This window comes from Ferribacterium limneticum, from assembly GCF_020510585.1.
Classification (GTDB): domain Bacteria; phylum Pseudomonadota; class Gammaproteobacteria; order Burkholderiales; family Rhodocyclaceae; genus Azonexus.
In genome coordinates this window covers 37,922-53,374 of record NZ_CP075190.1, presented here as the reverse complement: position 1 = coordinate 53,374, position 15,453 = coordinate 37,922, and the positions used below count along the sequence as shown (strand labels likewise).

The following is a 15,453-nucleotide window of genomic DNA, read 5'->3' as shown; positions in this document are numbered from 1 at the left end:
CGTGCCCGGCGTAATTTTGCTTTGCCGAGGTGATCCATGCAGCCTGACCGTACCGCCGAACTTTCCGCCCTGCTTGCCCAGAAAATGCTCGTCCTCGACGGCGCCATGGGCACCATGATCCAGCGCCACGGATTGCAGGAAGCCGACTATCGCGGCGAGCGCTTCAAGGATCACGGGCACGACCTCAAGGGCAACAATGACCTGCTCGTGCTGACCCGGCCGGACGTCATCGGCGGCATTCACCGCGACTACCTCGAAGCCGGGGCCGACATTCTCGAGACCTGCACCTTCAACTCGACCGCCGTGTCGCAGGCCGACTACAAGCTCGAACCCATCGTTTATGAGCTGAACCATGCCGGTGCCGCGCTGGCCCGCGAGCTATGTGACGAATTCACCGCCGCCAACCGGGCCAAGCCGCGCTTCGTCGCCGGCGTCCTCGGCCCGACCAGCCGCACGGCGTCGATCTCGCCCGACGTCAACGACCCTGGCTACCGCAATGTCAGCTTCGACGCGCTGGTCACCGATTACCTCGAAGCGATCCGCGGCCTGACCGACGGCGGCGCCGACATCCTTCTGGTCGAAACCATTTTCGACACGCTCAACGCCAAGGCCGCGCTGTTCGCCATCGAGAAGTTCTTCGATGCCGCCGGCCGGCGCTGGCCGGTGATGATTTCCGGGACGATTACCGACGCTTCCGGCCGCACGCTGTCCGGCCAGACGGCCGAGGCGTTCTGGAATTCGCTGTCGCACATCAAGCCGGTGTCCTTCGGCCTGAACTGTGCGCTCGGCGCCAAGGAACTGCGCCAGTATGTCGAGGAACTGTCGCGCGTCTGCGACTGCTACGTCTCGGCTCACCCGAACGCCGGCCTGCCCAATGCCTTCGGCGGCTACGACGAGACAGCCGAGATGCTGGCCGATGAAATCGAGAGCTGGGCGAAGAGCGGCATCGTCAATATCGTCGGCGGCTGCTGCGGCACCTCGCCCGAGCACATCAAGGCCATCGCCGAACGGGTTGCCACGGTCAACCCGAGAAAAGTGCCGAAAATCGAAAAGAAGCTGCGCCTGTCCGGGCTCGAGCCGTTCAACGTCGGCGCCGATTCGCTCTACGTGAACGTCGGCGAGCGGACCAATGTCACCGGCTCCAAGGCTTTCGCACGGATGATCCTCGAAGGCCGCTTCGACGACGCGCTGGCCGTCGCCCGCCAGCAGGTCGAAAACGGCGCGCAGGTCATCGACATCAACATGGACGAGGCGATGCTCGACTCGATCGCCGCCATGGACCGCTTCCTCAAGCTGATCGCCTCGGAGCCGGACATCTCCCGCGTGCCGATCATGATCGACTCGTCGAAATGGGAAGTCATCGAAGCCGGCCTCAAGTGCATCCAGGGCAAGGGCATCGTCAATTCGATCTCGATGAAGGAAGGCGAAGCGAAGTTCATCGAACAGGCCCGCCTCGCCCGCCGCTACGGCGCCGCGGTGATCGTCATGGCCTTCGACGAGAAGGGTCAGGCCGACACCTTTGCCCGCAAGACCGAGATTTCGAAGCGCGCCTACGACCTGCTGCTGAGCATCGGTTTCCCGGCTGAAGACATCATTTTCGACCCGAACATTTTCGCCATCGCCACCGGCATTCCGGAACACGACAACTACGCCGTCGATTTCATCGAGTCGGTGCGCTGGATCAAGCAAAACCTGCCGCACGCCCACATTTCCGGCGGTGTTTCCAACGTGTCGTTTTCTTTCCGCGGCAACGATGCCGTGCGCGAGGCGATCCACACCGTTTTCCTCTATCACGCCATCAAGGCCGGCATGACCATGGGCATCGTCAATGCCGGCATGCTCGGCATCTACGACGATCTCGAGCCGGAATTGCGAGAGAAGGTCGAGGATGTGGTCCTCAACCGCAACCCGAACGCCGGCGAAGCGTTGGTCGATTTCGCCCAGACGGTCAAGGAAGGCAAGGCCAAGGACACTGGGCCTGATCTTTCGTGGCGTGAGCAATCCGTGGAAAAGCGTTTGGAGCACGCGCTGATCAAGGGCATCACCGATTTCGTCGTGGCCGATACCGAAGAGGTGCGCGCCCAGCTTGAAGCAGAAGGCAAGCCGCCGCTTTCCGTCATCGAAGGCCCGCTGATGGCCGGCATGAACCACGTCGGCGACCTGTTCGGCGCCGGCAAGATGTTCCTGCCGCAGGTCGTCAAATCAGCCCGCGTCATGAAGCAGGCGGTGGCCCACCTGCTGCCCTACATCGAAGCGGAAAAGACCCGCACCGGGCTGGGCAGCAAGGGCAAGATTCTCATGGCGACGGTCAAGGGCGACGTGCACGACATCGGCAAGAACATCGTCGGCGTCGTCCTCGGCTGCAACGGCTACGACGTGGTCGACCTCGGCGTCATGGTCAGTTGTGACAACATCCTGAAAGCCGCGCTCGAACATCGCGTCGACATCATCGGGCTGTCCGGCCTGATCACCCCGTCGCTCGAAGAAATGGCCCACGTTGCCAGCGAAATGCAGCGCCTGAACATGAAGCAGCCCCTGCTCATCGGCGGCGCGACGACCAGCCGCGCCCACACGGCGATCAAGATCGCCCCCAACACCGATGGCGCCGTCGTTTACGTACCGGATGCCTCGCGCGCCGTCGGCGTCGCCACCAAGCTGCTCTCGGTCGATCAGCGCGACGGCTACATGGCCGAAATTGTCGCCGAGTACAAGGCCGTGCGGGCTGAGCACGCCGGCCGCAAGGGCGCCACGATGGTGACGCTGGAAGAAGCCCGTGCCAACCGTTTCACGTGGAACGAGCCGTTCTCGCCGACCATCCCGAAACAGCTCGGGCTGCAAACCCTCAACCCGAGCCTAGCCGATCTGTCACTGCTCATCGACTGGACACCGTTCTTCCAGAGTTGGGATCTGGCCGGTCGCTATCCGGCCATCCTCGAGAATGAGACGGTCGGCGAAACGGCCCGTCAATTGTTCGCCGATGCAAAGGCCATGCTGGCCAAGATCGTCAGTGAAAACTGGCTGTCGGCCCGAGCCGTCTTCGGCCTCTACCCGGCCAGCGCAGAAAATGAAGACATCATCATCTACGCCGATGAATCACGGACGACCGAACTGACCCGCTGGGTCGGGCTGCGCCAGCAGCATAAACAGCCAAAGGGCCGCTTCAATCTGGCGCTCGCCGATTTTGTCGGCGAACGCGACTACGTCGGCGCCTTTGCCGTCACCGCCGGCCATCGCATCGAAGAGCGCGTCGCCGCCTTCGAGGCCGCTAACGACGACTACTCGGCAATCATGCTCAAGTCGCTGGCCGACCGTCTGGCCGAAGCCACGGCCGAATGGCTGCATCTGCAAATCCGCACCCAATACTGGGGCTATGCCAACGATGAAGCGTTCTCCAATGCGGAACTGATCAACGAGCAATACAAGGGCATCCGCCCCGCCCCCGGCTACCCGGCCTGCCCGGACCATACCGCCAAGCGCGAACTGTTCGCGCTGCTCGATGCCCCGGCCAACGCCGGCATGGAACTGACCGAATCCTGTGCCATGACACCAGCGGCGGCGGTGTCCGGCTTCTATATCGGCCATCCGGGCGCGACTTACTTTGCCATTCCGAAGATCGGCCGCGATCAGCTGGAGGACTGGGCCAAGCGCAAGGGCATGTCAATCAAGGACGCAGAATACTGGCTGGCACCGTTGCTGTGATTCTCAAACGGACGATGCCTAATTATCGGCGTCGTCCGGCTTGAAGCAATACGCCTCGGCAGCGTAGAACTGCCACCGGGTATCGCCAACCAGCTCAAGCACCTGCTTGTGGTATTTGAGGATGGCCGGGCGGTGGGCAACGCTGATCAGCGTCGTATTCATTTGCAGTAGCTGCTGGTAAAGCGCCGTCTCGTTGGCGCTGTCGAGGGCGCTGGTCGCTTCGTCGAGAATGGCGAAGCGGGGTTTGCTGAGCAGGATACGGGCAAAGGCCAGACGTTGCTGCTCACCGACTGACAGCACTTTTTGCCAGTCCATCTCGGTATCCAGCCCGCCAAAGCGGTTGGCCAGATCGGGCAGATTCACCCTTTCCAGCACCTTGAGCAGTTGCGCATCGGAAAACGAACGGCCCTTGTGCGGGTAGAGCAGCTGACTGCGCAGGGTGCCGAGCAGCATGTAGGGCTGCTGGGGCAGAAACAGGATGTCGTTGGGCGGCGGCCGGAAAATGGTGCCGCTGCCGGCGTACCAGAGGCCGGCAATGGCGCGCAGCAGCGAGCTTTTGCCGCTACCGCTCTGGCCGACAATCATCAGGTTTTCACCGGGCCGGATGTCGATGGACAGATTCTGGATCAGCGTTCGCTCGTAGTTGGGCGTCTGCAGGGTGACGTTATCAAGAGTCAGGTGCGCGGCATCAACCGACAGGATGGTGCTGGCATTGCCGGCATGCCCGGACGGATGGCCGGGAAGGAAGCGGGCCAGGGCATCGAGCCGGTCGACACCAGCTGCAAAGCGGCTCAGGCTCTCGAAATTCTCGACGATCAGCGAGAAGGCGGCGAGCACGGCGGCAAAGGCACCGGCGGCCTGGATCGCCCGCCCTACTTCGAGCTCGCCCGAGAGCACCCGCGAGGCGATGATGGCGCTGGGCAGAACAATGGTCGCCAGGCCGTAGGCGTGCTGGAAGAAATTGAGCCCAAGCTGGCTGCGAATCAGGCGCTTGAAATTCTTGAAGGCGGCGGCGAAACGCTGCCTTACCTGCTGCAGTTCCTGCCCTTCGCCACGGTACAGGGCAATCGATTCGGCATTTTCGCGAATGCGCACGAGGCTGAAGCGAAAATCGGCCTCGCGGCGTAACTGATGGAAATTGAGGTTCATCAGCCGGTTGCCGAAGACGAAAATGGTCACCAGGGTGCCGGCCGTGGCGTAGAAGATCAGGAAATAGACCAGCTCACGCGAAATCGACCACAGCACGGTGCTGAAAGCGACCAGTTGCAGCACCGAGCCGATGAAAATGAGCAGGAAATAGAGCGAGCGCTGGGTGAAGGTATTGATGTCTTCGGCGACGCGCTGATCGGGATTGTCGATGCCGGCATTGGCATTCAGTTCGTAGAAATGCCGGTGGCTGAAATAGCTGTCGAGAAAGCGGTGGGTCAGCCAGCGCCGCCAGTGGATACCCAGCGTGTCCCGGACGAAATAATAAAGGGCGTAAATCGGTACGGCAGCGATCAGAAGCCACAGACAAAACTTGATCGACGTCCAGAAACGCTCCTCGTCGCGCGCCGCCAGCGCCGAGGTGAATTCCCCGGTCTGCTCGTTGAACAGAACGGCAAAGCGGGTCTGGCCAAGCAGCAGCAGAACAAGCAGGGTGAGCAATCCCCAGGCCTTGAGCTTTTCATCCAGACGCCAGTAAGGCGAGGCTATGGCCCAGAATCGGTGCCAGAGATGCCGGTCAGGAGGCTTCATTGTTTGATCGCCGTGGTCTGTCCAGGCGGGCCGGAAATCGGTTCCCGTCTGTTGATCATGTTTTACTCTCAGGGTTATGCCCTGGTCAAGCCGCCAAGCGAACGCCAGGCAAACCCCAAACAAGGCCCGAAATCGACGAAAATCCCGCCTATGAATTCCGCCCTGAACGTCGACCTGACCCCCTTCAACACCCTGGCCCTGCCCGGCCAGGCGGCTGCCTACCAAAAAATCACCGCCCCCGAACAACTGGCGGCGCCTGAGCTGGCCGGCCAAACCCGCTTCATCCTCGGCGCTGGGAGCAATCTGGTGCTGACCGGCGATTTCGATGGCCTTGTCCTGCACATGGCCATTCCCGGCAAGCGTTTGCTGAAGGAAGATGGCGAGGCCTTCTACATCGAAGCCGGGGCCGGCGAGAACTGGCACGACTTCGTGCAATGGACCGTGCAGCAAGGCTGGCCGGGGCTGGAGAACCTCAGTCTGATTCCCGGCACGGTCGGCGCGGCGCCGATCCAGAATATCGGCGCCTACGGGCTGGAAGTCGGCGAGTGCTTCCATTCGCTGACCGCCTGGGACTTTCAAAAACAGGTGTTTTTTCCGGTTGACCGTAGCAACTGCCGTTTTGGCTATCGCGACAGCGTTTTCAAGCAGGAAGGCTGGCATTTGAACGGGCGGATGGCGATCACCTCAGTCATTTTCCGACTCCCGAAAGCATGGACGCCCAACCTGCGTTATGCCGACGTGAATCAGGAACTGGCGGCGCAAAAGATCGCCACGCCGACAGCGCAGGATGTCGCCAACGCCATCATCGCCGTCCGCCAGCGCAAGTTGCCCGATCCGGCGATCATTCCGAACACGGGCAGTTTTTTCCATAATCCGGTTGTCGAGCCGGCGCTGGCCGAGGCGCTGGCCGCCGATTTCCCGACGCTGCCGCGCTACCCGCAACCCGATGGCCGGGTCAAACTGGCGGCCGGCTGGCTCATCGAGCAGGCCGGCTGGAAGGGCAAGAATCTCGGCCCGGTCGGCATGTACGAAAAGCAGGCGCTGGTCCTGGTCAATCGCGGCGGGGCAACAGGTGACGACGTGAAGCGCACGATGGCCGCGGTTCAGGCCGACGTAAAAGCCAAATTCGGCGTCGCCCTCACTCCTGAGCCGATTTTCCTGTAACGAACAGGCAGGCGGCGATGCCGGTCGCCAACGCATCGGCCATCCTGGCCTGACGCACGGGATCGGCCAGTTCCAGTTCCTCTTCCTTGTGCTTGATGACGCCGGCCTCGAAGAGAACGGCCGGCAAGCTCGTCCGGTAGAGCACGACGAGGTTGTCGTAATACCAGACACCGTTTTCCGCATCGGCCGCCAGATGCCGGCGGCCGTGCCAGGTCGACGGCGTAAAGCCCGCCCGACGCAGCATGGCGCCGATGCTCGACGCGCAACGCAGGCTGGTTTCCGGATCCGGATTCTGCGCCGAAACGAAAATCCCATAGCCGCGCTTGACCTCGGTGTAAGTCTGCTCGCTCCCCTCCCACACCCATGGTTTGAGCCATGACTGGTCAATCGAGTCATGGTGGATCGAGATGAAAAAATCGCTGCCCGCCGCCTGCTCGGGTCGGGCGATCAGGCGGCCGATGTCGCCGGCAAAATTGACTTCACGCACGCCCTGACCGCGCTCGCGCATGATCCCGGCAAGAACCCCGGCGAATTCCCGGTTGAAGGCGAATTCCGGACGGCCGCGAGCGCTCGTCGCCCCGCCATCGCCGCCACCGTGGCCGACATCGATGGCAATCAGTGGCGGTGCGGCAATTGCTGCGGTCAACCGGAAAAAAACGGCAAAAATGAAAACGTACTTGAAAACCATGGGCCGATTATCGCGCCAAGTCGCCAGTCCGAGCGGGAAAGCCGCTGCGACCATGGAACCGCCGGCAACTTTTGCGCTATAGTTTCCGGCCAGCCAGGGGAGCAAAACAATGAGTAAAGAGCTTATCCATCCGCGCGGCACCAGCGCCCACATGCCCGATCTGAACTGGAGTCAGGTCCGCGAAACCGTACTGATGCTCGAACTCTCCGCCGTCCAGATCGAAGCCGCGATGAAGGACAGCGACAGCTCGGTCGAGGTGCTGACCGATTCCTTCACGACCATGGCCAGCTACATGCGGACGATTTCCGACACCATCCAGACCCTGCCCGACCACGGCGAAGTCGGCGTCGCCAAACAAAGTCTCAGTGGCGTTTCCGAACACGTTTCCGGCATGGTCCATCAGGCCATTATCGCCTTCCAGTTCTACGACAAGCTGGTCCAGCGTCTGGCCCATGTCGGCATCAGCCTCGGCGACCTGAGCGATTTGGTGGCCGATGGTCGGCGCCTGTACAACCCCGGCGAATGGGTTTCGCTGCAGGACAAGATCCGGACCAAATATACGACGCGCGAGGAAATCGCCATGTTCGAAGCGGTCATGCGAGGCATGCCGGTGCAGGAAGCCGTCGACAAGTTCATGGCGGAAATGAAGGAAAAGAGCGACGACATCGAACTTTTCTAGGCAGGGTACTCCCACATTGAAGTAAGTGCTCAATGACGCTAACATGAAGATGTCGAACACAGGATACCGGGATACCCGAAATGAATGCACTGGAAGCCCCCTGCCGATACCGGAGAGCACGTTCATGACTTCCGGTGACGGACTGCCGGACCTGCCCGGCATCGACAAGGCCGACGGTCTCAGACGCATGATGAACAAGCCGGCGCTTTACGAAAAAATCCTGCGCGATTTTCACGCCCGTCTGATCGACGCCCCACTGCTCATTCACGCCACGCTGGCCAGCGGGGATTTCGAGAGTGCTGAACGGCACGCCCACAGCGCCAAGGGACTAGCCGGAACAATCGGTGCCCGGGACCTGCAAAACGCGGCCAAAGACCTCGAACAAGTATTACGCGACGGCCAAACACCTTCCGCTGCCGTGTTCGCCAAATTTGAACAAGATCTGCGCACGGTTATCGATGGAATAGCGGTCGGCTTCGGCATCGAATCGACCACCTGACCGCATTTTCAAAAATCGGCTGACGCTTCCCAGACGATATTCGCTTTCGGCCCGCCCTTGCCGGTCCGCTCAAGCATATCGATCAACGGCCAGGCACGCTGGCTCATGGCGACGACCGGCTCCTTCTTTTTCCCCGTCTCATCCCGTTCGTCCTCATCCGGTGGCGGCGGTGGTGCCTCGGCCCGTTTCACCGCCTCACGCAAGGTCTGCGCGGCCGGCGCCATCTCGGCCAACGTAAAGGTTCCCCGCGCCGTGGTTGCCTTGCCGAGCGCCTGCAACAGCGGTCGGGCCGCCTCGGCGAACATCAGCAATTCCCCGGTCTCACTGGAATAAAAGCGGACTAACATTGTTTTTCCTTTCCCTGCATGGATTCCCGGTTGTCACGCCGCCCCGCCTTGGGCACAATGAACCGGAGGGAGACAACGATCATGACAACAAATATTAACGCCAATCCGCTAGAGACAGGGGCTGACGAGCTTGAGCGCTATGCGTTGGAAGAATGCGTCAAGCGTCATCGTTTCGATCGGCGTGTTTCGGTGTTGATTCTCCCCGACAAGCGCTGCGAAACCGCCATCAAATTCGCCCGGCTCGGTGCCCAGGTTGTCGTTGCCGACCATCCCGATGTACATCAGGAAATCGAGGGCAGAATTCTCGCAGCGGGACATCGCGACGAAATTGCCTTTACTGCCTGCACCCTGCCGGATCTGCCTGACGACCTGCCAAGCGAGCCCTTCGATATCATCATCAGTCGCCGTGGCCTGTGCGCCATGCCCTATGACGAAGCTCGCGTCGTTGTCCGGAAGCTGCTGCTGAAACTGAAGATCGGCGGCAAGCTTTATATCTCCGTCCTCGGCCTGCATTCCGAACTAGGTGAAGGCTATGCCCCCGGCGAGAAGACAATTGATCAGCGTTTCGCCGAGCTCTCTCCGGCGCTTGCCAAAAAATACGAATTACACCAACCGGTCTGCCTGTACACCGAACGCAACCTCTTCATGCTGTTGCTCGAAGCCGGCGCCAGCGTCCTGCGCACGCTGACGACCACCTACGGCAACGTCAAGGGCGTCGCCGTTCGCGTCTGATGCGCCTCGGAGTCGACCTCGGCGGGACCAAGACCGAGATCATCGCCTTGGCCGACGATGGCCGAGAATTGCTGCGCCAGCGTATCCCGACACCACAAGGCGACTACCTGGCGACGCTGATGTCCATCGCCGGGCTGGTCGAAAGCGTCGAAAACAGCCTTGGACAACGGGGCACGGTCGGCATCGGCATCCCGGGTGCCGAATCGCTGGCCACCGGCCTGATCAAGAATGCCAACTCGACCTGCCTGATCGGCAAGCCCCTGAAACGCGACTTGCAGGCCCTGCTCCAGCGTGAAATCCGCCTGGCCAACGACGCCAACTGCTTTGCGCTGTCCGAAGCTGTCGACGGCAGCGGGCAGGATGCCGAGATCGTTTTCGGCATCATTCTCGGCACCGGCGTCGGCGGCGGCATCGTCATCAGGCGCCAGGTGCTGACCGGCGCCAACGCCATCGCCGGCGAATGGGGCCACAATCCGCTACCCCTGCCGAGCGGCGACGACCTGCCCTTGCCGCCCTGCTACTGCGGCCGCACCGGCTGCACCGAAGCCTATCTTTCCGGCCCGGCGCTAGCCGCCGACCATCGCCGCCACACCGGGCAAACACTGACTGCCAGCGAAATCGACCGCCGTGCTGCCGATGGCGACGCCGGCTGCGAAGCCTCGCTGCAGCGCTACGAAGAGCGGCTTGGTCGAGCCCTGGCTGGCGTCATCAACCTCCTCGACCCGCAAGTCATTGTGATCGGTGGTGGGCTATCAAACATGCAGCGGCTTTACCGCAACCTGCCGGACACTTGCCGTCCGCACATTTTTTCGGATGGATTCAGCACAAAATTCCTGCCGCCGAAACATGGGGATTCCTCGGGGGTGCGCGGCGCAGCATGGCTCTGGAATTGATGGCAAAATCCGGCGACCATGGCCCACGTCTCCCTCTTCATCGGCGGCATCCGCCCGCTCCCTGAGTCCGGTCGCCCGACCGGCATGTACAAGCAGCCGGCCGGCGGCCCGCTCGAACTCGGCCCCGAAGGCTTCGTCGGCGACGAGCAGGCCGACCGACGGGTGCACGGTGGCCCGGAAAAAGCCGTCCACCTCTACCCGGCGCGCCATTACGCCAAGCTCGCCGAACGCTTTCCGGAGGCCGCCCGACAACTCGTTATCGGCAGCCTCGGTGAAAATATCTCGACGCCTGAACTTGACGAAAACGATGTCCGGATCGGTGACATCTGGCGCCTCGGCAACGCCGAGCTGCAGGTTTGCCAGCCGCGCAATCCGTGCTGGAAAATCGATGAACGTTTCGCCAGCGACGGCATGGCTGCCTTCATCGCCGAGCATCGCCTGACCGGCTGGTACTGGCGAGTCGTCAAACCCGGCCGCGTGGCGCCAAGCGATACGCTGGAACTACTGTATGCGGCGGATGGCAGCTTCACGCTGGCCGAAGCGATGCTGTGCTGGCAGGCCCACCGCCCCGCCCTCGCCGACCTTGAAAAACTCGCGGCCAGTCCCGGCATCGCCAAAAACTGGCAACAAAAGATCACCGCGCGTGTCGAATGGCTCCGAAAAAATCCAGAAAAGACGTCGCCCATGCCGGTGGCGTTCCACGTGAAACCCGAGAACCAATGAACCACATCGACGCGCGCCGCCTTTGGATCAGGCTATTCCTGCCCTTTGCCGCAGGCTATTTCCTGTCCTATCTTTACCGGACAGCCAACGCCGTCATCGGGCCGGTTCTCGCCCGCGAACTGAATCTCGGCGACAACGCGCTTGGCTTGCTGACCAGCACCTATTTTCTCGCCTTCGGTGCCGCCCAGCTGCCGCTCGGCATGTTGCTCGACCGCTTCGGCCCGCGTCGCGTCGAGGCCGGCCTGCTGCTCTTCGCCGCCGCTGGGGCCGCCGTTTTTGCGCTGTCCGATGAGCTTGGCGGCCTGGCCATTGGCCGCGCCATGATCGGCCTCGGCGTTTCGGCCTGCCTGATGGCCTCCTTCAAGGCTTTCGCCCAGTGGTTCCCGCTCGAACGGCAAGCCTCGCTGACCGGCTGGATCATGGCCTCGGGCGGTCTTGGCGCTCTGGCCGCTTCGAAGCCTCTCGAACTCGCACTCGGCTTTGCCACCTGGCAGGAAATCGCCTTCGGCTTGGCCGGGGCTACGCTGGCCGTCGCTGCCACGATCTGGTTGGTCGCTCCCGACAAGTCGGGTGAGACCGGCGGCACCGGCCTGGCCGCGCAGCTGGCGGGGGTCAAGAGCATTTTCTCCAGCACCCATTTTTGGCGCTACGCCCCAATGGGCTTCTGGTTCACCGGCGGCTTCATGGCCGTCCAGGGCCTCTGGGTAGCGCGCTGGATGACGGTAATGGAGGGGCTCGAAGGCGCGGCGATTGCCGCACGCCTGACCTGGATGAGCGGCGCCATGCTGGCCGGCTTCCTGTTCATGGGCTTCTTCGCCACCCGACTGGTCCACCGCGGCATCAAGCTTGACACCATCTATCGCACTTCCATGATCGTCGCCATCAGCCTGCTCGCCCTGATCAGCAGCCTGCCCACCTTCGCCGGCAACCTGCTGTGGCCTGTCCTCGGCGCCTGTTTTTCACTCTCCAACGTTTCCTATTCGCTGGTCGCCCAAGCCTTCCCGTCGGCGCTTTCCGGGCGGGCGAACACCGCCCTCAATCTGCTGGTATTTGCCGGTGCCTTCGGCCTGCAATGGGGCATCGGGATACTCGTCGATGCGCTGCAGGCTCAAGGCTGGGCTGGCGATGCCGCTTTCCGCACCGCCTTCTTCACGCTCCTAGGCGGCCAGTTTCTGGCCCTGCTCTGGATGCTCAGACCCCCCCGGCAAGTCTGAGACAACGAGGTCGACCTGCTGCATGTGGCCGACCTCCCCCGCCTCGGAAAGGTAAAGGCCGGCCGCCCGAATCTGCCCGAGCAGTTCGTTGGATTTCGTTTTTAGCGAAAATTCCGCGTTGACCGCAGAAGTGAAGAGCGCCCCGACGCCCTGCTGCTTGAGCGAGCCGAAACCGTCGCCCGACCATATGCCGAGCTGGCTGAAAGCGGCGTCGGCCTCATCGACCCAGCCGTTCTGGTCGCTATCGAGTTTGGCCAGGTCGGCGAAACCATTGCCGCTGGCCACGCCGAACAATTCACTGCCATCGTCCGCCTTGCCGTTGCCGTTCCGGTCCAGAACCAGATAGCCGCTACCCTTGCCGATGCCGGGAATCTGCTCGGCAGTGCCATCGGCATTCAGATCGAAGCTGATGCAATCCTCGGTCAGCTCGCAGGCCATGCCGTTGAAACTGAGCATCAACGGATCACTCAGCTTGACTGTGCCGCTCTCTTCTTCGACCTTCTCGCTGGCGTAATTGCGCTCCATGGCCAGCGCGTAATCGAATTCAATCACTTTGCCATCGCAGGTCGTCACCTTGCCGTTGCCACACACCGTGGTCTTTTCAGACTCGGTTACGCTTTCCCGGATCGTCCGCTGCCAGCCGATTTCGGGGCCGCTTTTGGCCACTGCCGGCTGAGCCGGCACCGTTTCGCCGGCGGCAAACTTTTCCTCGACTTTCTTGCCATCCATTGCCGCCATGATCGCATCGATCAGCGATTGCAAAAGCTTCTGGAAGTTCTGTCGCTCGGCCATCCGCCCCTCATCCGGGCGCAGCGCCAAATGATCGAAAATGCCCCGAAACTCTCGCTCCGTGGTCGTCTCCAGCGAATGGCTACGCGTGGCTTCGTGAGTAGCCGACAGTTGAACGTTCGATTCCTGAATCTTCATGATGAACTCCTTACGCGGATTGGAATAACTCCACTGCAAGGGGCGTGCCGAAACCGTCGACACCAGTTAACTCAGAACTCCAGCGGATCAACCTCGATGTGCCAGCGCAGTTTCGATGGCGCTTTGATCCCCTCAATTGCCTCCCGCCAGCGCGGCAGGAAATTCTGCAAGGCCGGGCGTGAACAGGATTCGGCGAGCAACTGGCCACGTTCCAGATTGGCCAGCCGGGCCAGTTTCATCGGCACCGGGTCATAGATCATGACATTCTCGTGCTCGCCGATCAGCGGCAAGGCGGCGGCGACGTTGAGGAAAGCGATGGAGTCGGCCATCTCCGGCGCCTCGGCGCGCAGCACGGCCTGGAAGGCATAGGGCGGGAAGCCGGCTTGCTCGCGCTCCTTGAGTTGCTGGGCGGCGAATCCCGGGTAGTCGTGCTCAGCCAACGCGGCAAACAGCGGGTGATCCGGATACTCGGTCTGAATCAGCACTTCACCCTTCAATTCGGCCCGCCCGGCCCGGCCGGCGACCTGCATCAACTGGGCGAACAGGCGCTCCGGCGCCCGCCAGTCGGCGGCGTACAGGGCGGCATCGGCACCGAGCGCACCGACCAGCGTCAGCTTGGGAAAATCGTGGCCCTTGGCCAGCATCTGGGTGCCAACCAGAATGTCGGCCTGACCACCATGGATGAGCTCAAGCATCGCTTCCCACTGCTTGCGACTCTTCACGGAATCGCGGTCGACACGCAGGATGCGCGCTTCGGGAAACTGCTCCTGCAACCAGACTTCAAGCCGTTGCGTACCCCGCCCGAAGGGATGGATATCCTGATTGCCGCAGGTCGGGCAGGCCTTCGGAACACGGTGTTCGCAGCCGCAATGATGGCAGCGCAGACGGCGGTCAGCCAGGTGCAAGACCATGTTGGCTGCACAGCGCGTACAGCGCGATATCCAGCCGCAGGCCGGGCAGGCCAGCACCGGCGCGTAACCACGGCGGTTGAGGAAGACAAGGCTCTGCTCGCCGCGCGCCAGACGCTCCTTGATGGCGGCAATCAACGGCTCGCTGACCCCCTCCTTCAAGACCATTTTGCGCGTATTGATGATGTGGACCGCCGGCAGTGTCGCCTCCGGATTGGCGCGCTGATTCAGGGTCAGCAGGCCATAACGCCCACCCTGCGCGTTCGCCCACGACTCCAGCGACGGCGTCGCCGAGCCGAGCAGAATGGGAATGCCAAGCTGGTGCGCCCGGAAAACGCCAACGTCGCGCGCCGAATAACGCATGCCGTCCTGCTGCTTGAACGATGGATCGTGCTCTTCATCAATGACGATCAGGCCGAGCTGGGGGAGCGGCGTAAAGATGGAAAGCCTGGTACCAAGAATGATGCTCGCCTCGCCGGCAAAAGCCGCCCGCCAGTTGCGCTCGCGCGCCGCCTCGGCCAGTTCGCTATGCAGGGAAACGACGCCCGCCTCGGGAAAGCGCGCCCGAACCCGGCCCTCCAGTTGCGGCGTCAGGTTGATTTCCGGGACCAGCAACAAAGCTTGCCGACCAGCCGCCAATGCCTGCTCAACCAGGCGAAGATAAACCTCGGTTTTGCCGCTGCCGGTCACGCCATGCAGCAGATGCACGGAAAAACCCGCGGCTGGATCGATGGCAGCCAAGGCCGTGGCTTGCTCATCGGTCAGGGCCGGGGGCTTGATTGGCTCCGGCTTTCGCGTGGCGCGTCCGCTGCGCCGGTCCGGCGGATCAAGCCGTTTGAGTCCAACCGGCAAAGCCTGAAGCACAACTTCACCGTAGGCTGCCTGATAGTAAGTACTTGCAAATTCACAGAGCCGAAAAAAATCTGCTGGCAGTGGCGGCAAGTCGCGCAATATTTCGACCGCCTGCTTCAACTGATCGATTGGCCAGTCACTTTCGGCGACGACATCGACGATAACCCCGAGTTTCTCGCCCCGCCCGAATGGCACGCGAACCCTGTAGCCGATATCTGCGGTCGACGCTGTTTCGGCCACATAATCAAAAAGGCGATGTAACGGCAAATCGAGGGCGACGCGCAAAACGGGCATGGATTTAGCGGCCAAAGCCGTTATTTCTCCAGAAAATCGGATTTATTGCGACCCAAAACCGGGGTTTTTGAGTTGTCCACAAAAACTGTGGATAACT

Annotated in this window: 13 protein-coding genes; 8 read left to right on the top strand and 5 right to left on the bottom strand. The window is 61.9% G+C overall.

Features of this window, described 5'->3' with window-relative positions; all coding sequences use genetic code 11:
• The first annotated feature begins 36 nt into the window (after window positions 1-36).
• Complete coding sequence (gene metH / locus KI613_RS00215) at window positions 37-3,699, top strand: methionine synthase (protein ID WP_226403228.1); 3,663 nt, start codon at window positions 37-39, stop codon at window positions 3,697-3,699.
• Window positions 3,700-3,717: 18 nt separating this feature from the next.
• Here the strand turns inward: metH and KI613_RS00210 are convergent, their stop codons facing one another.
• Entirely contained in the window at window positions 3,718-5,436 is a 1,719-nt protein-coding gene (locus tag KI613_RS00210) for an ABC transporter ATP-binding protein/permease (RefSeq protein WP_226403227.1), read from the bottom strand.
• A gap of 150 nt (window positions 5,437-5,586) precedes the next feature.
• Here KI613_RS00210 and murB point away from each other — a divergent pair, with 150 nt between their 5' ends.
• The gene (murB, locus tag KI613_RS00205) at window positions 5,587-6,600 is read left to right on the top strand and encodes a UDP-N-acetylmuramate dehydrogenase (protein ID WP_226403226.1); all 1,014 of its coding nucleotides are present in this window, start codon (window positions 5,587-5,589) and stop codon (window positions 6,598-6,600) included.
• Here murB and KI613_RS00200 read toward each other — a convergent pair.
• Window positions 6,575-7,342 carry an N-acetylmuramoyl-L-alanine amidase family protein gene (locus KI613_RS00200; RefSeq protein WP_226403225.1) on the bottom strand — a complete coding sequence of 256 codons (768 nt, stop codon included), beginning with the start codon at window positions 7,340-7,342 and terminating at the stop codon, window positions 6,575-6,577. The two genes, murB and KI613_RS00200, sit on opposite strands and share 26 nt — an antisense overlap.
• A gap of 55 nt (window positions 7,343-7,397) precedes the next feature.
• Here KI613_RS00200 and KI613_RS00195 point away from each other — a divergent pair, with 55 nt between their 5' ends.
• The gene (locus KI613_RS00195) at window positions 7,398-7,967 is read left to right on the top strand and encodes a hypothetical protein (RefSeq protein WP_226403224.1); all 570 of its coding nucleotides are present in this window, start codon (window positions 7,398-7,400) and stop codon (window positions 7,965-7,967) included.
• A 124-nt stretch (window positions 7,968-8,091) separates the two neighbouring features.
• On the top strand, window positions 8,092-8,466 hold the full coding sequence (locus tag KI613_RS00190) for an Hpt domain-containing protein (protein ID WP_226403223.1): 375 nt from the start codon (window positions 8,092-8,094) through the stop codon (window positions 8,464-8,466).
• A gap of 8 nt (window positions 8,467-8,474) precedes the next feature.
• Here KI613_RS00190 and KI613_RS00185 read toward each other — a convergent pair whose 3' ends face one another.
• A complete protein-coding gene (locus tag KI613_RS00185; RefSeq protein WP_226403222.1) occupies window positions 8,475-8,813 on the bottom strand; it encodes a DUF1840 family protein in 339 nt (112 codons plus the stop codon).
• An 81-nt stretch (window positions 8,814-8,894) separates the two neighbouring features.
• Here KI613_RS00185 and KI613_RS00180 point away from each other — a divergent pair, with 81 nt between their 5' ends.
• From KI613_RS00180 to KI613_RS00165, 4 genes are read left to right on the top strand one after another with little or no spacing between them, the layout of a single operon-like run.
• A complete protein-coding gene (locus tag KI613_RS00180) occupies window positions 8,895-9,545 on the top strand; it encodes a methyltransferase domain-containing protein (RefSeq protein WP_226403221.1) in 651 nt (216 codons plus the stop codon).
• Window positions 9,545-10,438 (top strand): ROK family protein, encoded by an 894-nt coding sequence (locus KI613_RS00175; protein WP_226403220.1) that lies wholly within the window; start codon window positions 9,545-9,547, stop codon window positions 10,436-10,438. Before KI613_RS00180 ends, KI613_RS00175 begins: the two co-directional genes overlap by 1 nt.
• An 18-nt stretch (window positions 10,439-10,456) precedes the next feature.
• Window positions 10,457-11,161 carry an MOSC domain-containing protein gene (locus tag KI613_RS00170; protein WP_226403219.1) on the top strand — a complete coding sequence of 235 codons (705 nt, stop codon included), beginning with the start codon at window positions 10,457-10,459 and terminating at the stop codon, window positions 11,159-11,161.
• Complete coding sequence (locus KI613_RS00165; RefSeq protein ID WP_226403218.1) at window positions 11,158-12,375, top strand: MFS transporter; 1,218 nt, start codon at window positions 11,158-11,160, stop codon at window positions 12,373-12,375. Before KI613_RS00170 ends, KI613_RS00165 begins: the two co-directional genes overlap by 4 nt.
• Here the strand turns inward: KI613_RS00165 and KI613_RS00160 are convergent.
• Together KI613_RS00160 and KI613_RS00155 are read right to left on the bottom strand one after the other, a co-directional pair.
• Window positions 12,319-13,302, bottom strand: a complete 984-nt coding sequence (locus KI613_RS00160; RefSeq protein ID WP_226403217.1) for a hypothetical protein — start codon at window positions 13,300-13,302, stop codon at window positions 12,319-12,321. The genes KI613_RS00165 and KI613_RS00160 overlap by 57 nt on opposite strands.
• A 71-nt stretch (window positions 13,303-13,373) precedes the next feature.
• Window positions 13,374-15,356 carry a primosomal protein N' gene (locus KI613_RS00155; RefSeq protein WP_226403216.1) on the bottom strand — a complete coding sequence of 661 codons (1,983 nt, stop codon included), beginning with the start codon at window positions 15,354-15,356 and terminating at the stop codon, window positions 13,374-13,376.
• Between the last annotated feature and the right edge of the window lie 97 nt (window positions 15,357-15,453).